Origin of the sequence: Pseudomonas sp. 102515 (assembly GCF_031085165.1) — a bacterium.
Lineage (GTDB): Bacteria > Pseudomonadota > Gammaproteobacteria > Pseudomonadales > Pseudomonadaceae > Chryseomonas.
The window spans coordinates 320,438-341,017 of the sequence record NZ_JAVHTY010000003.1 but is presented as its reverse complement, the minus strand read 5'-3'; the positions used below and the strand labels follow the sequence as shown (position 1 = coordinate 341,017).

Genomic DNA, 20,580 nt, shown 5'->3' with positions numbered 1-20,580 from the left:
CGGCAGGGAGATCAGCCGAGTCTACACGTCGCCGCAACGACTGGCAGTGCTGCGCGCCACTTCCTGATTGCGCTCGTCATAGAGGCGCGCCCAGGGCCGCCAGCCGGTCTGGCCGGCTTCCAGGCGATAGCGCTCGCCCGCGGCGAAGGCCTTGTAGTTGAGGGTCACCAGGCAGGTGCGCGCCAGCGGATCGGCCACCTGGGCGCCGATGTTGGTGGGCTGCACCTCGAACTGGTAGCGTACCTGCAGATCATGGCTCCCTGGCCAGACCTGGAAGTAGCGTTTGTCTTCGAGATCCTTGCGATCGGCGCGCAGGGCTTCCAGCTTGGCCCTGCCGTCGCTGTCCAGATCGATCCAGGCCTGTGCCGGATCGGGCTTGGGCAAAGGCCACAGGGAACAGCCACCTAGGAACAGCACAGGCAACAGCAGGCACAGTCTACGCATGACGGCTACAACTCCGGGCAGGGAAGGGCGCGCCACCCAGCCAGGCACCCTGCCTGCGCAACGCACGAGCCGCTGGCTGGCGCTGCTGTCCCTCGTGATCGGACTGAGCGGTTGTACCTCGGTCGGGTACTACGGCCAGATGGTACAGAGCCAGTGGGCGCTGATCCGTGATCGCGAGCCCATTGCGATGGTCGTCGCGGATCCCGCGCGCCCCGCTGCCTTGCGCGAACGCCTCGCTGCCGCGGCGGCGGCTCGACGCTTCGCCAGTGCCGAACTGGCGCTGCCCGACAACGCCAGCTATCGCAGCTTCGTCGAACTCAAGCGGCCCTTCGTGCTGTGGAATGTCTTCGCCACCGCCGAATTTTCCACCCGGCCCACCACCCACTGTTTTCCCATCGCCGGCTGCGTGGCCTATCGCGGCTACTACCAGGAAGCCAGGGCGCGGGCTGAGGCGCAGCGGCTGCAGGCGCAGGGCCAGGACACCTATGTCGGTGGCGTGCCGGCCTATTCGACGCTGGGCTGGTTCAGCGATCCCCTGCTCAGCAGCATGCTGCGCTGGGACGACGACCAGGTGGCGGCGACGATCTTCCACGAATTGGCGCACCAGCGGTTCTATCTGCCTGGCGATACCGCCTTCAACGAATCCTATGCCACCTTCGTCGAGGGCGAAGGCCTGCGGCAATGGCGCGCCAGTCGCGGCCTGCCGCCACCGGATGCGGGGCGCGAAGCCCGCTATCAGCAATTCCGCGGCCTGCTGCTGACCACCCGCGCAGACCTGGCCAGGCTCTATGCCCAGCCATTGACGGCCGAGGCCAAGCGCGTGGCCAAGGCCAGGCGCTTCGTGCAGCTGCGCAACGATTACCAGCGACTGCGCGCCACCCCGGCCTGGCGGGACGACCGGCGCTTCGATGGCTGGATGCAGCAGCCGCTGAACAATGCGCGGCTGGTGCCCTATGGCCTGTACGAACAGTGGGTGCCAGCCTTCGCCGCCCTCTATCGACAGCACCCGGGCAACTGGCCGGCGTTCTTCCATCGGGTCCGGCTGCTGGGCGAGCGTCCGGCGGCCGAACGCGAGCAGGTGCTGCGGACCCTGCTCGGGCCGGCGACAATCCCTCGGTCCTAGCGCGGTGCCCGCCAATTGGACCAGGCGGCGACCAGACCCAGCGTTGCCGCCAGGACCAGACCTAGCCGCGGGGCCAGGCCGCCATCCAGATGCAGTAGCAGCGCCAGGGCCGCGGCGCCCAGGGCCATGCCGGTCTGCCGCGCCGTGGCCTGGACACCGCCGGTGGCGCCATTGCGACCGGCCGGGGCGGCGGTCAGCATGATCCTGTTGTTGGGCACCTGGAAGAAGCCGAAGCCGATGCCACCGAGGATCAGGCAGGGGATCAGCAGGGCGGTCGAGCGCTCCAGCGGCATGACCGCGGCGGCCGCGAGACCCAGGGCGATGCCCAGGCCGCCGAGCATGCACAGCCGCTGCGGCGGATGGCGGTCGGCCAGCCGCCCGGCCACCTGCGCCGAGACGGCCACGGTGAGCGGCCAGGCCAGCATCAGCAGGGCGACCTGCAAGGGCACCAGCCCGAGCTGGTGTTGCAGGTAGAAGGGCAGGGCCAGAAAGCAGAGCATCTGCGCGGCGAAGGAGCAGACCGAGGCCAGCACCGAATGACGCATGGCCGGCAGCCCCAGCAGATCGACCGGCAGCAGAGGCGCCGGCAGGCCGCGCTCGCGGCGTACCAGCAGCACCAGGCTGGCCGCGGCCAGCAGCAGCAGGCCCATGCCCTGCAGCGGCGCGGCACCGAGGCGTTCGAGACCGCCGATGCCGGCGCAGAACAGCAGGGCATTGAGCAGCACGCTGAACGGGTCGAGGCGGCGCTGCGCACGGGGGCTGTCGGGCAGGTTATGCACCAGCAGCGCGATCAGCATCGCCACGGGCACATTGACGGCGAACAGCCAGGGCCAGCCGCCCAGGGCCAGGATGGCCGCCCCCAGGCTGGGTGCAGCGGCCGATCCCAGGGCCACGCAAAGGGCATTGATGGCGATACCACGACCGAGGCGGTCGCGTGGATAGGAGAGACGGACGATACCGGCGCTGACGCACATGATGGCGGCGGCGCCTACCCCCTGCAGCGCCCGTGCGGCCACCAGGCTGGCGAGATCCGGCGCCAGGGCGCAGCCCAGGGAGGCCAGGCCGAAGATCCCGACCCCGGCGGTGAATACCGGCCGCAGGCCAAGGCGCTCGGCCACCGCGGCCAGGGGAAACAGCAGCGCCACCAGACTCAGCTGATAGGCGCTGACGATCCAGACCGCGGCGGCAGCCGAGACATCCAGGGCCTCGGCGATGCTGGGCAGCGCCAAATTGGCGATGCCGCTGTCCAGCACCGTCATGCTGATGGCCAGCAGCAAGGCGGCCACGGCGCGACAGCGGCGTGGCGGAGGCAGGCCGTCGGTGACGGCGGCGGTGCTCAATCCTCGACCTTCACGTGCTGGTCGCTCTCGCCGAGTTTCCAGTAGCCGGCCGCCTTGACCCAGTCCCGTGGCAGTCCCTTGGCCAGTAGCGCCTGGCGCGCGGCGCGGGCTTGCGTGGCCTCACCGGCGATCCAGGCATAGCCTTCACCTGCCGGCAGCTCCAGCCGCTCCAGGGCTTGCACCAGGGCATCGGGCTCGGTCTCGCGATAGACCCAGTGGAGCTCGGCGGCAGCAGCCGTCGGCAGGGCGATCTCCAGGCCCGCACGGGCCACTTCGGCGATGACCGTCACCCGGACGCCAGCGGCCAGCTGTTCCAGGCGGCGGGCGATGGCGGGCAGGGCGGTCTCGTCGCCGGCCAGCAGGTACCAGTCGAAGTCCTCGGGCGGCACCAGGGCCCCCTTGGGTCCGCCGATGATCAGCTCGGCACCCGGCTGCGCCTGGCGTGCCCAGGTGGTCAGCACCCCGGCTTCATGCAGATAGAAATCGATGGCCAGTTCGCCACGCGCGCCATCGTAGTGGCGCGGCGTGTAGTGGCGACCCACCAGCTGCTCGGGGCTGGCGGCGCGAATCGGGGTGGTGTCGGCGGGGACGAACAGCTTCACGTGCTCGTCGAAGGCCGCGCTCTGGAAATCGGCCAGGTCGCTGCCACCAAAGGTCAGGCGCAGCAGGTCGCCACCGAGTTCTTCGCGGCGGACGACGGTTGCCCAGCGCCGCTTGAGGTCGAAACGCACGCGCTGGAAAAGGTGAGGGGCACTGGCATCGCCCTCGCGGCTGTGAAAAGATGTCGCCATTGCGGAGGTACCATTCATTGAGGTTCCTCACTATGTTCGAGGTAAGGAGCTTTCATGTCAACCGCCGCCGCCATTGCCGAAGCCCTGATGGATCTGAAACGGCAGATGCGCCAACAATTGGATGAGACTCTCAAGGCCTCCGGACTTTCCTTCGCCCGCTACAAGGTGCTCAAGGTGCTGGAACGCATGGGCCCCTGCCGTCCGGGCGAGGTCGCCGAACAGCTGCGCCATGCGCCGCGTACCCTGACCGATGCCTTCGATGCGCTGGAGCGTGACGGCCTGGTCCGTCGCGAGCCTCATCCCCAGGATCGCCGGGCGCTGCTGGTCCATCTCACCGAGCAGGGCCGCCAGGCGCTGGACCAGGCCCAGGCGCCGCGCACCCAGGCACTGGAAGCGGTTTTCGCGCCGCTGGATGCGAGCGAGCAGGCGCAGTTGCTGGCCTATCTGGAGCGGGTCCGTATTCGCAAGTAAGCGGCGAGCGAACTCCGCAGCGGTCGTCGCGCTCGAAAGAAGGACCCTACCGAGGAGAGCCTCTCATGAGCGACCAGCGTTCCGATGCCCATCTGGGCAAGACCCCACCCAATGAACCCGTGCTCGACGAGGCGGGGCGGCCGGTGGATGTGGTGAGAAAGGACATGGAGCAGCCGGAATCGACGCCGACCGATGGCATCGACAAGGTCATCACGCCCACCGATATCAAGACCAAGGAACAGGAAGCCGAAGAGATCGAGCGCAAGACCGCCGAGGTCGAGCGCAAGTTGGAACGCTGATGCTCCACGTGGAACCTCGGGCCAGCCGGGGCTTCCACGCGTCACCGGCCATGGCTCGCCAAGGTCCAGACCAAGGCCCGGCATGGCGACTTCGCACTGATCGAGAACAGGCCGGCACCCTTGGCCTGGAGGATGGTTAGCCCCTCTCAGGGTGAGGCGCACCCTCGGATCAGGCCACCTTCATCGAGCAACTCGCCCGGGAGGTCTTCCACCTGGCCACCCACGCGCCGCATTCGGAGCTGTTCGGTACCGAGGGCGCGCGTGACCTGCAGGTCGGCGACCGGCCTAGCCCTCGCTGTCGTTCTTCTCGATGTCCTTGCGCTGGCGATTGAGGATCACGCAGCCATAGATGCCGCCGCCCAACAGCAACAGGGCGAGGATGGAAAAGAGGGTCATGAAGAGGGAGTCGTTCATCGTGCTCTCCGAAAGCAGGGTCGGAGCAGTCTAGCGATTCGGCCTATCGCTGCGGACGGCCTTTATGACGCGGTGTTGCCGATGCCAGACGGCACCGGCAGGCACCTCTGACCCTTAGCCTTCCAGCGTGGCGTTCAGGTTGATCTTGGCGCCCTTGAGCACCTTGGACACCGGGCAGCCTTCCTTCGCCTGGTTGGCGATGGTGGTGAACTGCTCCTGGGTGGCACCGGGGATCTTGGCTTTCATGGTCAGATCGATGGTGGTGATCTCGAAGCCGTCGCCGACCTTGTCCAGGGTCACGTCGGCCTTGGTCTCGATGCGCTCGGGGGTCAGACCGTTCTGGCCCAGCAGCATGGAGAAGGCCATGGAGAAGCAGCCGGCGTGGGCCGCGCCGATCAGTTCTTCGGGGTTGGTGCCCGGAGTGCCTTCGAAACGGGTGTTGAAGCCGTAGGCATTGTCCTTGAGCGCGCCGCTCTCGGTGGTGATATGGCCCTTGCCATCCTTCAGACCGCCTTGCCAGACCGCGGAAGCATATTTCTTCATGGAGCGTCTCCGGTTGTGGATGAGAATTCATCTAGAACCAGGCGGCCGCCGAGAAGTTCGTTGCAGTCGATCCGGGAATGCCGTGGTCAACCCTTTTCGACTACCCCTGGAGGCCCCCATGAACTACCGCAACCTAGGCCGCACCGGTCTGAAGATCTCGCCCCTCTGCCTCGGCTGCATGACCTACGGCGTCCCCGAGCGCGGCAATCACCCCTGGACCCTGCCGGAAGACCAGAGCCAGCCGCTGCTGAAGAAGGCGCTGGATCTCGGCATCAACTTTTTCGACACCGCCAACAGCTACTCCGACGGCACCAGCGAAGAGATCGTCGGCCGCTTTCTCAAGGCCAACGCCGTGCGCGAGGAGATCGTGCTGGCGACCAAGGTGTACTTCCCGCTGCGGGACAAACCCAACGTCGGCGGCTTGTCGCGCAAGGCCATCTTCGCCGCCATCGATGCCAGCCTGCAGCGCCTGGGCACCGACTATGTCGATCTCTACCAGATCCATCGCTGGGACTATCACACGCCCATCGAGGAGACCCTGGAGGCCCTGCACGACGTGGTCAAGGCCGGCAAGGCGCTGCACATCGGCGCCAGCAGCATGTACGCCTGGCAATTCGCCAAGGCGCTGCACACGGCCGAGCGCCATGGCTGGACGACATTCGCCACCATGCAGAACCACGTCAATTTGCTCGCTCGTGAAGAGGAGCGGGAGATGCTGCCGCTGTGTCGCGATGCCGGCATCGGCGTGATCCCCTGGAGTCCGTTGGCCCGGGGTCGCCTGACCCGCGACTGGGACGCCAGCACGGCGCGGACCGAAAGCGACGCCTTCGGCAAGACGCTCTATACCGCCAGTGAAGAATCCGATCGGCAAATCGTCGCCGCTGTGGCGCGCATCGCCGAAGCCCGCGGCGTACCGCGTGCCCAGGTGGCCCTGGCCTGGCTGCTACAGAAGCCGGGCATCGACGCGCCCATCGTCGGGGCGTCCAAGCCGCAGCATCTGGAGGATGCGGTGGCGGCGCTGGAATTGCAGCTGAGCGCAGAAGAGATCAGTGCCCTGGAAGCGCCCTATGTGCCGCATCCGGTGGTGGGATTCAGCTGAGGCGGTGCCTTGCCCTCACCCCGGCCCTCTCCCGGAGGGAGAGGGGGGCGTGGTATTTGGACTGGATTTTGGTCCCCCAACCGGCGCTAGCGCTGCCGGCTTCGTTTCCCTCGCCTAGCTGGAGGGGGGCTGGGGGTGAGGGCGCCCCGATTCAGGCGTACTGGTCGGCGATCTGGCGTTCAGCGCTGGCCAGGGCCGCGCGCTTGGCTTCGTCGCCATAGGCCAGGCCTTCGGCGCGGACGATCTGGATGTCGGTGATGCCAAGAAAGCCCAGCAGCAGCTTCAGATAGTCTTCGTGGGCGATGCCGGTGGGCTTGCCGGCATGGATGCCGCCCGCGGTGGCGACGATGATCGCCTTCTTGCCGCCACACAGGCCTTCCGGACCGGCTTCGCCGTAGCGGAAGGTGGTGCCGGCCACGGTGATGCGGTCGATCCAGGCCTTGAGCTGGGTGGGAATGGTGAAGTTGTACATGGGCGCACCCAGGACCAGCACGTCGGCGGCGAGGAATTCCTGCAGGGCGCGGGCATTGCGCTCGGCCTCGTCGCGCTGTTCGGCGCTGCGCTGCTCGGCAGCGGTCGCACCGGCAGCCAGACTGGCGGCGGAGAAGTGACCCAGGGAATCGTGGGCGAGGTCGTGGTAGCTGACCTCAAGGCCTGGCGTAGCGGCCTTGAGGGCGCCGACGACCTTGGCGGTCAGGGCACGGGAGGCGGAATGATCACCCAGGATGCTGGAATCGATGTGCAAGAGTTTCATGGCGGTAGTCCTGTAGGGTTCGACGCGATGAGCCCAGACTACCGATAAGACGATCGGCTGATTAGTCGCCTAGAATGCGATGCTTCGTCCCATGGATAGGACAATCGCCCTTGCAAGACCTCAATGATCTCGCCTACTTCGCCAAGGTGGTGGACGCCGGGGGTTTCGCCGCCGCCGGGCGCCTGCTGGGCATTCCCAAGTCGCGGCTGTCCCGGCGCATCGCCGAGCTGGAGACCCGCCTGGGCGCGCGGCTGCTGCAGCGCACCACCCGCACCCTGACCCTGACCACCCTCGGCGAGCGCTACCTGGTGCACTGCCAGGCGCTGCTGCGCGAGGCGGAGAGCGCTGCCGAAACGGCGGCCAGCCTGTCCAGCGAACCGCGCGGGCCGCTGCGGGTGTCTTGCCCGGTGGCCCTGGCTCAGGACTACCTGCCCGACGTCGTCACCCGCTTCCTGCAGCGTTATCCCCTGGTGCAGCTGGAGATGGTGCTGGTCAATCGGCGGGTGGACGTGGTCAACGAGGGCCTCGACGTGGCCTTGCGGGTGAGGGACGTCGACGACGTGGAACCGGGGCTGATCGTGCGCCGCCTGCGCCAGGCCTCCGGGGTGCTGGTGGCCGCACCCGCCTTTCTCGTCGGTCGCCAGCTGGATGCGCCGGAAGCCCTGCTGGGCGTCCCGCTGCTCGGCGCCCTGGAGCTGGATCGCCGGGTGCACCTGCGCATGGTCGGTCCCGACGGCCAGCGCCGCGAACTGGTACTGGAAGCCCGGCTGGGCATCGACGACTTCAGCGTACGCAAGACCGCCGCCCTGGCGGGCCTCGGCTACACGATGCTGCCGCTGCTCTATTGCGAGTCCGAACTGGCCGAGGGTCGCCTGCAGCGCCTGCTGCCGGACTGGTCGCTGCCCGGCGGCCATCTGCAGGCCGCCTATGCCCACCGACGCGGCCAGTTGCCGGCGGTACGCGCCTGGCTGGAGCACCTGGAGGAGAGCTTTCGCGATCAGGGCGGGATGCCGGTGTGATCGATAGGCCTGCTTGGTCTTTATTTAGTCTGTATTTGGGTTTCGCGGTGCGTCCCGGTAAGCTGACAGCCATGCAATGACGCCTGTGTCTTCCCTAGAAGGGACGCCCAGGCATTCGGCCCAGGAGGACATCCGATGAAAACCGAAACCATCAGCTACTTGAAGCGCCACGCGGCCAATCTTGATCTTGACGAACCCATGGTCGTTACCCAGAACGGGGTACCTGCCTATGTCATCGAGTCCTACGAGGAGCGCAAACGTCGCGACGAGGCCATTGCCCTGGTCAAACTGCTGGCCATGAGCGCGCGTGAGGATAACGAGGGGCAGCATCAAACCGCTGCACAGATCAAGGATCGCTTGGCCGGGCGTTTTTCTGGAGATTGAATGAGCCTAGCGCTACGTTTTACCGAGTGTGCGGCCTTGAGCCTCGAAGATCAGGTTCATCACCTGGCCGATCACAGCAACCAGCGGAATGCGCTCGCCAGGATCACCGGGCTGATCGACGCTATCGAGAGCCAGCTGCCAGCAGCGCCCCCGGCTTTTCCCATCAGCCGCCAGGCCAGTGAATTAGGCGTCCTGCATTACCGCGAATTCAACCATGACGGCTTCCGGGTCTTTTACGAGATCAAGACTGCAGAGCGGGCGGTAGTGGTACTGCTCGTGCTCAGACAGAAGCAGAGCGTGGAAAAGGCGCTGATCCGCTACTGCCTGTTGCGCTAGATCACCGTCGCCCAGGCCGAGGCGAGCAGCAGCGCCGCCATCCCCAGGTTGAAGCCGCGCCAGGCGCGGGTCGATTTCAGGCCATGCGCCGCGACCCGGCCGAGCAGCGCCCAGAGGCCCAGGCAGGGTACGGACACCAGCAGGAACACCAGGGCCAGCACCAGCACCTGCTGCCAGAGATCGGCACCGGGTTCGGCGTAGACGGTGACCACCGCCAGCGCCATGCTCCAGCTCTTGGGGTTGAGCACCTGCAGGCCGGCGGTGCCGCCGAAGCCCAGGCGGGCGCTGTCGTCCGCCACCGCGGGCGCTCCGGCACGCGCCAGTTGCCAGGCCAGCCAGCTCAGCCAGAGCACTCCGGCCCAGGCCAGGCCGCGCTGCCAGTCGGGATGTCGCGCCAGGGTCTGGCCAAGACCGAAGCCCACCACCAGCACCAGGGCCACCGCGCCCAGGCTGCCGCCCAGCACCAGCGGCAGGCTGGCCCGGGCACCATGGCGGGCGCTGTGGCCGAGGATGAGCACATTGGTCGGTCCGGGGGTGATGGAGGCGACCAGGGCGAACAGCAGGAAGGGCAACAGGGACATGAGAGACTCCTGGAAGGACTGAGCCACCAGGGTCGCAAGCCTCGCCTCTAGCGGTCTGGAAGATTCGAGCAGCGCGCGCGATAGGCCGCCGGGGTCAGGCCATAGGCGCGGCGGAACCAGCGACCCAGGTGACTCTGGTCGGCAAAGCCCAGGGCGGCGGCGGTTTCTGCCGGCGACAGGCCATCGGCCAGCAGCCGCCGCGCTCGCGACAGGCGCAGCTGTACCAGATAGGCATGGGGCGCGAGACCGAAGGCCGCCTTGAAGGCGCGGGTCAGGCGAAATCTGTCCACCCCAGCGGCCCGGGCCAATTCATCCAGACCGATGTCCTCGTGGTGATGGGCATGCAGGAAGTCGCGGGCGCGCAGGGCCACCTGGGGCAGGCGCGGATCGCCGGTCTGGGGCGCCCGCCATTGCAGCTGCGGCAGGAGGCGCAGCAGCAGGGCATCCAGAGCGCTCTGGCGGACGATACGCAATTCCGGACGACTCAGGACCTCATGGGCCCAGGCCACCGCGCGATGCAATTCGGCCTGCTCCACCAAGGTCCGGGCGAAGCCGGGTTCGCCCAGTGGCCGGGCGTCGCCATGCAAGCCCTGCAGCTCACGCGCCAGCCACTGGGGATCGAGGTAGAGCATGGAATAGGTGAAGCCCTCGGCCTCCGGCGCCTGGCCGTCGTGCAGTTCGCCGGGCTCCAGGAGAAAGACCTGCCCGGGGGTGCTCAGGTGGCGCTGGCCGCGGCAGTGGAATTGCTGCAGGCCCTGCTCGGTGTAGCCCACCAGATAGGCGTCGTGCCAGTGCGGGTCATAGGCATGGCCCTCGAAATGGGCGCGCAGGGTCTCGATGCCGGTCTCGGCGTCCTGCTGCAACTGGATCCAGTGATCGTCGGCCATGGCGGGAAAGAGAAGATCTGCGGGCTTTCCAGTCTAGGGTGAGATCCCCCGGCGGTCTGGAAGATTCGTGCAACCTAGTGTGGTGTTTCAGAAGTTAACTGCACGATTTTGGCGGCGCTTTTTCGGCTTGGGCGGCGTTGCCACTCCTCGCCATAGCCCTGCTCTGACTCGTCGCGGCGCCTAGCCCAATCGGAACGCCGAACCGCCAAAAAATCACTCGCCAATTCTTGCGCGAACCTCTGAAACACCACACTAGCGTCCCAGCCGTGCGGGCAGTTCCCGCGCCAGATGACGGATCAGTTCGGAGATCCGCCGTGGCACGTGGCGCTGCTGGCGATAGACCGCATAGATGGCCGCCGCTGGCGCCTGGTGATCGGCCAGCACCTGTACCAGGGCGCCGCTGGCGATCAGCTCGGCCACGTCCCATTCCGATCTCAGGATCAGCCCGTGGCCTTCCAGCGCCAGGCGCACCACTACTTCGCCGTCGTTGCTGCTCAGGCTGCCGCTGACCTTCTGGGCGAAATGCTGGCCGTCCCGGATGAAGCGCCAGACGGCGTAGTCGCCGGCGTCCTGGCGCAGCACCAGGCAGTTGTGCCGCGCCAGGTCGGCCACGCTTTCCGGCACGCCGGCCCGGGCCAGGTAGGCGGGGGCGGCGCAGAGCAGGCGGCGGTTGTCCAGCAGGCGGTGGGCGATGACCCGGGCATCCGGGGGCTCGCCGACGCGGATGTCCAGGTCGAAGGGACCGTCCAGCAGATTCACCGGATGGCTGGAGAGGTGCAGGTTGAGCTCCAGCCCGGGGTGACGGCGGGCGAAGTCCGACAGCAGCGGTGCCAGGTGGCGGCGACCGAAGCCAAAGGTGGCGTTGAGATTGAGCGTTCCACTCAGGGGCGCATCGGGCCGACCGACCGCGGCTTCCAGGTCTTCCAGCTGGGTCAGCAGCGGGCGGGCGCCTTCCAGATAGCGCAGGCCTTCCGGCGTCAGGTCCAGGCGTCGCGTGGTGCGGCGGATCAGTTGCACACCCAGCCGGCGCTCCAGGGCGGTGAGTCTCTTGCTCACCGCCGCCAGGGACAGGCCCAGTTCCCGGGCGGCGGCGGTCAGGCTGGGGTGGCCAGCCAGGCGGACGAAGAAGGCGAGCTCATCGGCGGACAAGATTCTTGATCTCAGGTTAAGAATGGCTTTCTCTTGAGTGGGATTGTACGTCCCCGGCGCAGGACTACACTGGGTCCATCCCACCCAGACTGCCGGAGAAGGCCCATGCAAGCGTCCAAGCCCCACAAGATCGCGGTCATCGCCGGAGACGGCATCGGCAAGGAAGTCATGCCCGAAGGTATCCGCGTGCTGGACGCCGCCGCCCAGCGCTTCGGCATCGTCCTGCAGTGGGATCACTTCGACTTCGCCAGCGCCGAGTACTACCAGGCCCACGGCAAGATGCTGCCGGACGACTGGTTCGAGACGCTCAAGGGCTACGATGCCCTCTACTTCGGCGCCGTCGGTTGGCCGGACGTGGTGCCCGACCATATCTCGCTGTGGGGTTCGCTGCTGCAATTCCGCCGCCGCTTCGACCAGTACGTCAACCTGCGCCCCTGCCGCCTGATGCCTGGCGTCAAGGCGCCCCTGGCCAATCGTCAGCCGGGCGACATCGACTTCTATGTGGTGCGCGAGAACACCGAGGGCGAGTACTCCAGCGTCGGCGGCATCATGTTCGAGGGCACCGAACGCGAGGTGGTGATCCAGGAAACGGTGATGACCCGCCATGGCACCGACCGCATCCTCAAGTTCGCCTTCGACCTGGCCCAGCAGCGGCCGCGCAAGAAACTGACCTCGGCCACCAAGTCCAACGGTATCGCCATCACCATGCCCTGGTGGGACAGGCGCGTGGAGGAGATGGGCAAGGCCTATCCGGACGTGGCGGTGGACAAGTTCCACATCGACATCCTCACCGCCAACTTCGTCCTGCACCCGGACTGGTTCGACGTGGTGGTGGCCAGCAACCTGTTCGGCGACATCCTCTCCGACCTGGGCCCGGCCTGCACCGGCACCATTGGCATCGCCCCCTCGGCCAACATCAATCCGGAACGCAATTTCCCCAGCCTGTTCGAGCCGGTGCACGGCTCGGCGCCGGACATCGCCGGCCGTGGCATCGCCAATCCCATCGGCCAGATCTGGTGCGGCGCCATGATGCTGGAGCACCTCGGCCATGCCGACGCCGGTGCTGCCGTGGTGGCGGCCATCGAGGCGGTGCTGCGCCAGGGGCCCGAGCAGGCGCCCCTGACCCGCGACCTCGGCGGCCAGGGCACCACCGCGAGCCTGGGGCAGGCCATCGCCGCGGCGCTGGCCTGAGATGGACGGCCTCTTTGCGGGCTTCGAACAGCGGCGGCTGAACGTCGACGGCGTCGAGCTCAATTGCCGCGTCGGCGGCCAGGGCCCGGCGCTGCTGCTGCTCCATGGTCATCCCCAGACCCATGTCATGTGGCACAGGGTGGCGCCGCGGCTGGCCGAGCGCTTCACCCTGGTGGCCGCCGACCTGCGCGGCTATGGCGACAGCGCCAAGCCCGAAGCGGGTGCCGAGGCGTACAGCAAGCGCACCCTGGCGTGGGACAACGTCGAGCTGATGCGCCTGCTCGGCCACGACCGTTTCGCCGTGCTGGCCCACGACCGCGGCGCCCGGGTCGCCCATCGCCTGGCGCTGGATCATCCCGCAGCGGTGGAGCGGCTGATGCTGCTGGACATCGCGCCGACCCTGGCCATGTATCGGCAAACCGACGAGGCCTTCGCCCGCGCCTATTGGCACTGGTTCTTCCTGATCCGCCCGGCGCCGCTTCCAGAACGGTTGATCGAGGCCGATCCGGAAGGCTATCTCAAGGGCGTGATGGGTACGCGCAGCGCCGGCCTCGCGCCCTTTCCGCCGGAGGTGCTGGCCGAATACCTGCGCTGCCTGAGCCTGCCCGGCACCGCCCGGGGTATCTGCGAGGATTATCGCGCCAGTGCCGGGATCGATCTGGCGCACGACCAGGCCGACCTGGATGCGGGTCGCCGGCTGGCATTGCCGCTGCGAATACTCTGGGGCGCGGAAGGCACCGTGGGACGCTGCTTCGATCCCCTCGCCGAATGGCTCCAGGTGGCCACCCAGGTCAGCGGCCGCGCCCTGCCGGGCGGGCATTATCTGGCGGAAGAGTTACCGGATCTGGTCGTGGAAGAAGCCCTGGCCTTCTTCGGTTGAATCGGTGACTGCAAAGGACCGTTGCGTCATCTGGCTGTAACAAAGTGTGACGTTATCGAGGTCGGACGGGTCTATTCGTGAAATTTTCGTGAAAAGAGACCTCGATGAACGCTCCCCTCTTCGTTTCCACCTGGCAGTGGCGTCGCCTGGTGCTGTGCCAGGGCCTGGCCCTGGGCCTGCTGCTGCTCTGGCTCATTCCTGACGTTCGTGACCACCTGCTGGCCTTCGACGCCGGCTTGTTCCACGCCCTCAATGCCCCCCTGGCGCAGTCCACCGCCTGGCTCTATCTCTGGACCTTCTTCAGTCTGAGACCGGTGGATGCCCTGGTTGGCCTGATCCTGCTGGCACTGCTGGTCCGCGGTGGCTGGGCCTATCCGGCCCGGCAGGTACGGCCAGCGCTGGCGGCCTTCGTCGGCCTGCTGGTGATCCTGCTGATCGTGCGCACCCTGCTGACCAAGGGCATCGAAGCCTGGGGCCTGCAGCATGCCAGTCCGTCCGACGTGCTCCCGGGCGCCTATCTACTCAGCGACCGCTTTCCCGGGCTGGAGCACGGCTGGGAGTTGAAGGACAGGTCCGGCGCCAGCTTTCCCGGCGACCATGCCTCGGTGCTGCTGCTCTGGGCGCTGTTCATGGCGCGTTTCACCCGCGGTGGACGGCGGCTGGTGGTGGCCGGGCTGGCCGTGCTGTTCATGCTGCCGCGCCTGGTGGCCGGCGCCCACTGGGGCTCGGATGACTATGTCGGCGGCCTGGCGCTGGCTCTGGGCGTGATCAGCCTGGGCCTGCATACGCCGCTGGCCGCTGCCTTCGCCCGTCAGGGCGAGCGCCTGTTGACGCCACCGTTGCGGGGCTTGGGACGGTTGCCGCTGCTGGGCCGGCTGAGTCTGCTGCGGCCCTAGCGTCCGCTAGGCGCGCTGCTGGGCCAGGGCCGGCAGCAATTGCTGGTCGATGGCCTGGCGTACCGCTGGGAGCAGCGCCGCGCTGCCGGACAACAATTCCTGGATCAGTTGCCGCAGGGCCTGGGCGCGTTCCTGGTTGAGGCCCGTCACCGCCTGGCGACAGGCCTCGTCCACCGTGGCCGCGGGCGTCACGTTGAAACCCAGCGCACGCAGGCGGTCGCGGAAGTCGTCCTGGTCGATCAAGTCGGCGATCATCATGGTGCTGCCCTCTCCGGTGGAATGCCTGGATTCTCCCATTGGCGCCGCAGACGGCAAGCCGGGCTGGCGTCGCCGCATAGCCGGATGTCGTTTTTGGAAAGTGCCTCGCTTGCCAGCCGGGCAATGTAGATTTATTACGACGCCATGCCTGGACAATCTGCCGCAGGGTCAGGATCGACGTTCGTCGTTAGAATGGCGCCTATCCACGACATTTTCCGGTTGTTCGCCACCAGAGTCGAGCAGCCCCCGGTTACACACTGAGGCCCATCAGGGCGTTTGAACCTCTTCCGTCTCCAGCGGTTGAGGTTTTTTTTTGTCTTTTGCCAGGTCAGTGGCGGGCAGGGCGCCCAGTTCGCCAACGAGAAAGGCTTCCAGGGCCTCGCGCAGGGCTTCGGCCCGCCGGCCCCGGGCGCGCAGGGCGCCGTGCAGCAGACCGGCGCCTTGCCACAGGCGACAGGGCGTCCCGCCGCCACGCAGGGCAGTGGCATAGGCACGGCCCTGGTCAGCCAGGGGATCGCGCTGGGCCACGGCGACAAAGGCGGGTGCCAGTCCACTGAAATCGCCAGCCTGCAGGGGCAGGGCGAGAGGCTCGCGGCGCTCCGCCGGGCGGGGCAGATAGACGTCCAGACAAGCCCGCCAGTCGGCGGCGCTCAGCAGCGGCGCCTGAGCCTGCCGGCGTTCGCTGGGCAGCACCCGCGCGGTCAGCGCCGGATAGATCAGCGCCTGGGCCCGGGGCTGGGCACGCCCCTGCTGCCGTAGCGCCAGGCACAGGGCGGCGGCGAGAGTGCCGCCGGCACTGTCGCCGGCTACCGCCAGCCGGCTGTCATCCAGCCCCAGGGTCAGGGCTTGCTGCTGCAACCAGTCCCAGGCCTGGCGGGCATCGTCGAGGGCGGCGGGATAGGGGTGTTCGGGCGCCAGGCGATAGTCCACCAGCAGCACCGCCAGCCCCAGTCGCCGCGCCAGACGTGCCGCGAGAAAGCCGTGGGAATCCAGGTCGCCGAGCATCCAGCCCCCGCCGTGCAGATAGAGCAGGGCGGGGCGGCCAGCGGCGGCCTCCCGCGGCGCCACCAGGCGCAACGGCACGGCGCCGGCGCGGTGATCGCTGATCGCCAGGCCCCTGTAGTCAGCCGGCGCCAGGGCGGCGCAGAGCCGCGCATAGGCCTGGCGCTGCGCCTGGAGGTCCGGATCGGTAGTGACGAAGGCCTGGCTGGCCGCGACGAAGGCGGCCATGTCCGCCGACAGCGGCGGCGCCTTCATGGGCGGGGCGGGGGCAGGCCGATGACCCGTCCGACATGCTCCGGCCAGGGCGCGTCCCTCTGACTCGCCAGCCGGGTCGCCAGCCAGTCGTGCACCCGTGGCGCGAAGGGCGCGGAGCGGGGGCCGTCCAGGTGGACGTGCAGCAGCAGCTGCTCGGAGGCGGCCAGCAGGTCGGCCTGGCCCTGGTGATGGAGGCCGAAGTGCAGGTGCAGCCGCTTGGCGTCCAGCGCCAGGAATCTCACCCGCACCTCCAGCCGGGCCTCCGCCTTCACCTCATGGAGGAAGTTGAGGTGGCACTCCAGGGTGAACAGCGAGTGCCCGCTGGCGGCGCGGCCGGCGGCGTCCAGGCCCATGGTGTCCATCAGGGCGTCGGTGGCGTGGCTGAAGATCAGCAGGTAGTAGGCGTCGCGCAGATGGCCGTTGTAGTCGACCCACTCGGGCGCGACCGCGGTGCGATGGATGATCATGGCCGCTCCTAGTCCCGAATCCCATGGCGCGTCTTGCAGCCAGCGATGGCCGCCTGCACCGCCAGCAGGCAGTCGTCGCGATAGCGCTCCAGCGCCGCCAGTTCCAGGTCGCCCTGCTGGGCCTGGGTGCCCTCGACCACGGCGTCGATCAGGCCGTCGGTCAGCGCCGGGGCCTCCAGGTAGGTCCAGGGCAGCTTCAGCGCCGGGCCGAATTGCTGCATGAAGTGGCGCATGCCCGCCGGGCCGCCGGCCAGGGTGTAGGTGAGGAAGGTGCCCATGAACGACCAGCGCAGGCCGGCGCCATAGCGAATGGCGTCGTCGATCTCGCCGGTGGTGGCGACGCCATCGTTGACCAGGTGCAGGGCCTCGCGCCAGAGCGCTTCGAGCAGGCGGTCGGCGATGAAGCCGGGCACCTCCTTGCGCACCCGCAGCGGCCGCATGCCCAGCTCGCGATAGAAGGCTTCGGCGCGCTCCAGGTTGGCCGTCGAGGTCTGGCTGCCGCCCACCACCTCCACCAGCGGCAGCAGATAGACAGGATTGAACGGATGGCCCACCAGGCAGCGCTCGGGGTGCAGCGCCTCGGCATAGAAGTCGCTGGGCAGCAGGCCCGAAGTGCTGGAGCAGATCAGGGCGTCGGGCCGTGCCGCGCGACTGACCTGGGCATGCAGTTCGCGCTTGAGCTCCAGGCGTTCGGGGGCGCTTTCCTGGATGACGTCGGCGGTGGCCACCGCGGCTTCCAGTTCGGTATGGAACGTCAGCCGGTCAAGACTGGCGCCCGGCGCCAGCCCCTGGGCTTCCAGCGCCGGCCAGGCATTGGCCAGGCGGGTGCGCAGGGCGGCCTCGGCACCGGGCGCCGGATCCCAGGCGCGCACCGTAAGGCCCCGGGCCAGGGCCCGGGCGATCCAGCCGGCGCCGATCACGCCGGTGCCGAGGGCGGCGAAGACGGCGCTCATCGGGCACCTCCCAGCTGCATCCGGTCCCGCCCTTCGGCCGGGCTCAGGGCGCGTCCGCCCAGGCGTTCGATGATCTGGATGACCCGCTCCACCAGGCTGCCGTTGGTGGCATGGACGCCACGGTCCAGCCAGAGATTGTCTTCCAGGCCGACGCGGACGTTGCCGCCCAGCAGCATGGCCTGGGCGGCCATGGGCATCTGCATCCGCCCGATGCCGAAGCCGGCCCAGCAGGCGCCCGCCGGCAGGTTGTCGACCATGGCCTTCATGGTGGTGGTGTCGGCCGGGGCGCCCCAGGGAATCCCCAGGCACAGCTGGAACAGCGGATCCTTCAGCAGGCCCTCCTTGAGCAGCTGCTTGGCGAACCAGAGGTGGCCGGTGTCGAAGATCTCCAGCTCGGCCTTCACCCCCAGTTCGGTGATGCGCCTGGCCCCGGCGCGCAGCTGCGCGGGGGTGGAGACGTAGATGAAGTCGCCGTCGCCGAAGTTGAGGGTGCCGCAATCCAGGGTGCAGATGTCCGGGCGCAACTCTTCGATGTGCAGCAGGCGGGTGAGGGGGCCGACGAGGTCCGAGCCGGGGCCGAAGTCGGTGGGTGTCTCGCCCGGGCCGATCTCCAGGTCGCCGCCCATGCCCGCGGTGAGGTTGATGACGATGTCGGCGTCCGCCTCGCGGATGCGCTCGACCACCTCGCGATAGAGGGCCACGTCGCGGCTCGGCTTGCCGGTGGCAGGGTCGCGTACGTGGGCGTGCACCACGGTGGCGCCGGCGCGGGCCGCTTCCAGGGCGGCGGCGGCGATCTGCGCCGGGGTAACGGGGACATGGGGATTGCGGCCTACGGTATCACCGGCGCCGGTCAGGGCGCAGGTGACGATGACATCGGTGTTCATGGGGTCTGTCCTTGGGCGATCAGAGCTTGATGGCGGCGGGCTGGCCGGTGCGGGTGGTCACGCCCTGGAGAAAGGCGTCGAGGCGTTGCGGGTTGTTCTTGAGCCAGGCACGGGCGGCGTCCTTGGGCGCGGTGCGCTCCAGGATGGGTGCCATCACGGCACTGACCTCGGCACTGTCCATGTGCAGATTGCCGAGCAGGCGCTGGACGTTGGGGCAGCGCTGCGGATAGTCGGCGGTGGTCACCGCCGAGACCGTGGCCTGGCCCTCGTTGGGGCCGAAGACGTCTTCGCTGCCGGTCAGGTAGCGCATCTTGATCTGCAGGTTCATCGGGTGCGGCTTCCAGCCGAAGAAGACGATCCACTCCTTGCGCTTCTCGGCGCGGCGCACGGCGGTGAGCATGCCCGCCTCGCTGGACTCCACCAGCTGGAAATCCTTGAGGCCGAAACGATCGGCCTTGATCATCTCGGCGGTGCCCCGGTTGGCGCCGCTGCCCGGCTCGATGCCGTAGATCTTGCCGCCGAGCTTGTCCTTGAAGCGGGCGATGTCGGCAAAGGTCTTCAGGCCCCCCTCGTGGACGTACTCGGGCACCGCGAAGGTGGACTGGGCGTCGGCCAGCAGCGGTGGGGTCAGCACCTTGACCTGGCCCTTGTCGACGAAGGGCTGCACCACCGGCTGCATGGTCGGCTGCCAGTAGCCGAGGAACACATCCAGATTCTTGTCGCCCATGGCCGCCATGATGATCTGCTGGGAGGCGGTGGTCGGCTTCACCCCGTAGCCGAGGCCTTCGAGCATGACCTCGGCCAGGGCACTGGTGGCGACCACGTCGGTCCAGCCGACGATGCCCATCCGCACGGTCTGGCAGCTGTCGGGATCGGCGGCGCGGGCGCTGCCGAGGGTGGCGGCCAGGAGGCCGCAGGCGAGGAGGGTGGCGCTGAGGGTCTTGTTGGGCATGACGAACTCCCTGGAGCGGCGGGCGGGGATGACTGCCGGTTGCCTTCTACCCTAGGCGCCTCGCCCAGCCGCCATGCGCAGCCCGACGACCGGAATTTGCACCCTGGCGACCTTCTTGCTTGCAGAAGCCGATCGTTACCGAGGACGCCCCACCCATGCCGCAGTCCTTCGCCTTTCTCCTGCTGCCCGGCTTTTCCGCCCTGGGCTTCATCGCCACCCTGGAACCCCTGCGGGTGGCCAACCGCTTTCGTCCGGGCAGCTATGGCTGGCGCATCCTCGGTCGCGAAGGGGCGGCGGTGACCGCCAGCAACGGCATGTCGGTCAATGTCGACGGTGGCCTCGACGTCCTGGAAGCGGGCACCACCCTGTTCGTGGTGGCCGGTTTCGAGCCCCTGGCCCATTACGACGACGGCCTCGCCCGCTGGCTGCGCCAGGTCGCCCGCCACGGCCATCCCCTGGGCGGCATCGACACCGGTGCCCTGGTGCTGGCGCGTGCCGGGCTGCTGGACGGCCACCGGATCACCCTGCACTGGGAGGCGGTGGCGGCCTTTCGCGAAGCCTGGCCGCACCTCGAGGTGACCGGCGAGCTGTTCGAGATCGACCGGGGTCGCATCACCTGCGCCGGCGGCACGGCCAGTCTCGACCTGCTGCTGGAGCTGATCGGCCGCAGCCACGGCAGCGAACTGGCGGTGCAGGTCTCCGAGCAGTTCGTGCTCGGGCGCATCCGCCCACCGCGCGAGCACCAGCGGCTGCAGGTAGCCCAGCGCTACGGCATCGCCAACCGCAAGCTGATCCGGGTGGTGGAGCGCATGGAGCGCCACACCGAGACGCCCCTGGGCACCCTGGAGCTGGCCGCCGGCATCCAGGTGACCCGCCGCCAGCTGGAGCGGCTGTTCCGCCTCCACCTGCAGACGACCCCCTCCACCTTCTATCTGCAGCTACGCCTGGACCGGGCGCGCCAGCTCCTGCAGCAGGGCGAGGCCAGCGTGCTGGACGTCGCCCTGGCCTGTGGCTTCGAGTCCGCGTCCTATTTCTCCCGCTGCTACCGCCAGCGCTTCGGCCTGAGTCCGCGGGAAGACCGGCCACACCGGTCGTCGGCGCCGGAGTCCGCGGCGGTGGTCGCTGGCCTGCCGCCGGGGTAGGCCGACTCGGTCACTGACGCTTCTGGTGATACCCCTGTCGTTTTTGCATCCGGTCGGCCAGGACCC

Annotated in this window: 26 protein-coding genes; 11 read left to right on the top strand and 15 right to left on the bottom strand. The window is 68.2% G+C overall.

What is annotated here, in order from left to right; genetic code table 11:
- Nucleotides 1–21: 21 nt before the first annotated feature.
- Nucleotides 22–444 (bottom strand): hypothetical protein, encoded by a 423-nt coding sequence (locus RCF34_RS12930; protein ID WP_308708532.1) that lies wholly within the window; start codon nt 442–444, stop codon nt 22–24.
- Here RCF34_RS12930 and RCF34_RS12925 point away from each other — a divergent pair.
- Nucleotides 443–1,567, top strand: a complete 1,125-nt coding sequence (locus tag RCF34_RS12925) for an aminopeptidase (RefSeq protein ID WP_308708531.1) — start codon at nt 443–445, stop codon at nt 1,565–1,567. The genes RCF34_RS12930 and RCF34_RS12925 overlap by 2 nt on opposite strands.
- On the opposite strand, the gene RCF34_RS12920 is transcribed toward RCF34_RS12925, so the two are convergent.
- Nucleotides 1,564–2,907 (bottom strand): MFS transporter, encoded by a 1,344-nt coding sequence (locus RCF34_RS12920; protein WP_308708530.1) that lies wholly within the window; start codon nt 2,905–2,907, stop codon nt 1,564–1,566. The two genes, RCF34_RS12925 and RCF34_RS12920, sit on opposite strands and share 4 nt — an antisense overlap.
- On the bottom strand, nt 2,904–3,698 hold the full coding sequence (locus RCF34_RS12915; RefSeq protein WP_308708529.1) for a siderophore-interacting protein: 795 nt from the start codon (nt 3,696–3,698) through the stop codon (nt 2,904–2,906). The genes RCF34_RS12920 and RCF34_RS12915 overlap by 4 nt, the downstream gene beginning before the upstream one ends.
- Nucleotides 3,699–3,752: 54 nt before the next feature.
- Here RCF34_RS12915 and RCF34_RS12910 point away from each other — a divergent pair, with 54 nt between their 5' ends.
- Nucleotides 3,753–4,169, top strand: a complete 417-nt coding sequence (locus RCF34_RS12910) for a MarR family transcriptional regulator (RefSeq protein ID WP_308708528.1) — start codon at nt 3,753–3,755, stop codon at nt 4,167–4,169.
- Between the two features lie 65 nt (nt 4,170–4,234).
- The gene (locus tag RCF34_RS12905) at nt 4,235–4,468 is read left to right on the top strand and encodes a hypothetical protein (protein ID WP_308708527.1); all 234 of its coding nucleotides are present in this window, start codon (nt 4,235–4,237) and stop codon (nt 4,466–4,468) included.
- A gap of 285 nt (nt 4,469–4,753) precedes the next feature.
- On the opposite strand, the gene RCF34_RS12900 is transcribed toward RCF34_RS12905, so the two are convergent.
- Nucleotides 4,754–4,882, bottom strand: coding sequence for a hypothetical protein (locus RCF34_RS12900; RefSeq protein ID WP_278442829.1), 129 nt, complete (start codon nt 4,880–4,882; stop codon nt 4,754–4,756).
- Between the two features lie 114 nt (nt 4,883–4,996).
- On the bottom strand, nt 4,997–5,425 hold the full coding sequence (locus tag RCF34_RS12895) for an OsmC family protein (RefSeq protein ID WP_145008323.1): 429 nt from the start codon (nt 5,423–5,425) through the stop codon (nt 4,997–4,999).
- A 118-nt stretch (nt 5,426–5,543) separates the two neighbouring features.
- Between RCF34_RS12895 and RCF34_RS12890 the strand changes: the two genes are divergently transcribed.
- Nucleotides 5,544–6,524, top strand: coding sequence for an aldo/keto reductase (locus tag RCF34_RS12890; RefSeq protein ID WP_308708526.1), 981 nt, complete (start codon nt 5,544–5,546; stop codon nt 6,522–6,524).
- Between the two features lie 151 nt (nt 6,525–6,675).
- On the opposite strand, the gene RCF34_RS12885 is transcribed toward RCF34_RS12890, so the two are convergent.
- The gene (locus RCF34_RS12885; RefSeq protein WP_308708525.1) at nt 6,676–7,278 is read right to left on the bottom strand and encodes an NAD(P)H-dependent oxidoreductase; all 603 of its coding nucleotides are present in this window, start codon (nt 7,276–7,278) and stop codon (nt 6,676–6,678) included.
- 110 nt (nt 7,279–7,388) lie between these two features.
- Here RCF34_RS12885 and RCF34_RS12880 point away from each other — a divergent pair, with 110 nt between their 5' ends.
- The 3 genes from RCF34_RS12880 (at nt 7,389) to RCF34_RS12870 (ending at nt 9,017) form a co-directional block, all read left to right on the top strand.
- The gene (locus RCF34_RS12880) at nt 7,389–8,297 is read left to right on the top strand and encodes a LysR family transcriptional regulator (RefSeq protein ID WP_308708524.1); all 909 of its coding nucleotides are present in this window, start codon (nt 7,389–7,391) and stop codon (nt 8,295–8,297) included.
- 135 nt (nt 8,298–8,432) lie between these two features.
- Nucleotides 8,433–8,681 carry a type II toxin-antitoxin system Phd/YefM family antitoxin gene (locus RCF34_RS12875; RefSeq protein WP_308708523.1) on the top strand — a complete coding sequence of 83 codons (249 nt, stop codon included), beginning with the start codon at nt 8,433–8,435 and terminating at the stop codon, nt 8,679–8,681.
- On the top strand, nt 8,682–9,017 hold the full coding sequence (locus tag RCF34_RS12870) for a type II toxin-antitoxin system RelE/ParE family toxin (RefSeq protein WP_308708522.1): 336 nt from the start codon (nt 8,682–8,684) through the stop codon (nt 9,015–9,017).
- On the opposite strand, the gene RCF34_RS12865 is transcribed toward RCF34_RS12870, so the two are convergent.
- From RCF34_RS12865 to RCF34_RS12855, 3 genes are all read right to left on the bottom strand, one after another.
- A complete protein-coding gene (locus RCF34_RS12865; protein ID WP_308708521.1) occupies nt 9,014–9,598 on the bottom strand; it encodes a LysE family translocator in 585 nt (194 codons plus the stop codon). The genes RCF34_RS12870 and RCF34_RS12865 overlap by 4 nt on opposite strands.
- A 47-nt stretch (nt 9,599–9,645) precedes the next feature.
- Nucleotides 9,646–10,485, bottom strand: a complete 840-nt coding sequence (locus RCF34_RS12860) for an AraC family transcriptional regulator (RefSeq protein ID WP_308708520.1) — start codon at nt 10,483–10,485, stop codon at nt 9,646–9,648.
- A gap of 252 nt (nt 10,486–10,737) precedes the next feature.
- Nucleotides 10,738–11,634, bottom strand: coding sequence for a LysR family transcriptional regulator (locus tag RCF34_RS12855; RefSeq protein ID WP_308708519.1), 897 nt, complete (start codon nt 11,632–11,634; stop codon nt 10,738–10,740).
- Between the two features lie 105 nt (nt 11,635–11,739).
- Between RCF34_RS12855 and RCF34_RS12850 the strand changes: the two genes are divergently transcribed.
- From RCF34_RS12850 to RCF34_RS12840, 3 genes are all read left to right on the top strand, one after another.
- Nucleotides 11,740–12,825 (top strand): tartrate dehydrogenase, encoded by a 1,086-nt coding sequence (locus RCF34_RS12850; protein WP_308708518.1) that lies wholly within the window; start codon nt 11,740–11,742, stop codon nt 12,823–12,825.
- A gap of 1 nt (nt 12,826) precedes the next feature.
- Nucleotides 12,827–13,705: an alpha/beta hydrolase gene (locus RCF34_RS12845; protein WP_308708517.1), complete on the top strand. Its 879-nt coding sequence runs from the start codon at nt 12,827–12,829 to the stop codon at nt 13,703–13,705.
- A gap of 104 nt (nt 13,706–13,809) precedes the next feature.
- Nucleotides 13,810–14,601 carry a phosphatase PAP2 family protein gene (locus RCF34_RS12840; RefSeq protein WP_308708516.1) on the top strand — a complete coding sequence of 264 codons (792 nt, stop codon included), beginning with the start codon at nt 13,810–13,812 and terminating at the stop codon, nt 14,599–14,601.
- A gap of 6 nt (nt 14,602–14,607) precedes the next feature.
- Here the strand turns inward: RCF34_RS12840 and RCF34_RS12835 are convergent, their stop codons facing one another.
- The 6 genes from RCF34_RS12835 to choX form a co-directional block, all read right to left on the bottom strand.
- Nucleotides 14,608–14,859: a hypothetical protein gene (locus RCF34_RS12835; protein ID WP_308708515.1), complete on the bottom strand. Its 252-nt coding sequence runs from the start codon at nt 14,857–14,859 to the stop codon at nt 14,608–14,610.
- Nucleotides 14,860–15,126: 267 nt separating this feature from the next.
- The gene (locus RCF34_RS12830; RefSeq protein ID WP_308708513.1) at nt 15,127–16,116 is read right to left on the bottom strand and encodes an alpha/beta hydrolase; all 990 of its coding nucleotides are present in this window, start codon (nt 16,114–16,116) and stop codon (nt 15,127–15,129) included.
- Complete coding sequence (locus tag RCF34_RS12825) at nt 16,113–16,583, bottom strand: thioesterase family protein (protein ID WP_308708512.1); 471 nt, start codon at nt 16,581–16,583, stop codon at nt 16,113–16,115. The genes RCF34_RS12830 and RCF34_RS12825 overlap by 4 nt, the downstream gene beginning before the upstream one ends.
- Before the next feature lie 8 nt (nt 16,584–16,591).
- The gene (locus RCF34_RS12820; RefSeq protein ID WP_308708511.1) at nt 16,592–17,536 is read right to left on the bottom strand and encodes an L-carnitine dehydrogenase; all 945 of its coding nucleotides are present in this window, start codon (nt 17,534–17,536) and stop codon (nt 16,592–16,594) included.
- Nucleotides 17,533–18,420, bottom strand: a complete 888-nt coding sequence (locus RCF34_RS12815) for a 3-keto-5-aminohexanoate cleavage protein (RefSeq protein ID WP_308708510.1) — start codon at nt 18,418–18,420, stop codon at nt 17,533–17,535. The genes RCF34_RS12820 and RCF34_RS12815 overlap by 4 nt, the downstream gene beginning before the upstream one ends.
- A 19-nt stretch (nt 18,421–18,439) precedes the next feature.
- The gene (gene choX, locus RCF34_RS12810) at nt 18,440–19,372 is read right to left on the bottom strand and encodes a choline ABC transporter substrate-binding protein (RefSeq protein ID WP_308708509.1); all 933 of its coding nucleotides are present in this window, start codon (nt 19,370–19,372) and stop codon (nt 18,440–18,442) included.
- Between the two features lie 155 nt (nt 19,373–19,527).
- On the opposite strand from choX, the gene RCF34_RS12805 reads away from it, so the two are divergent.
- On the top strand, nt 19,528–20,514 hold the full coding sequence (locus RCF34_RS12805) for a GlxA family transcriptional regulator (protein WP_308708508.1): 987 nt from the start codon (nt 19,528–19,530) through the stop codon (nt 20,512–20,514).
- Nucleotides 20,515–20,580: the final 66 nt, after the last annotated feature.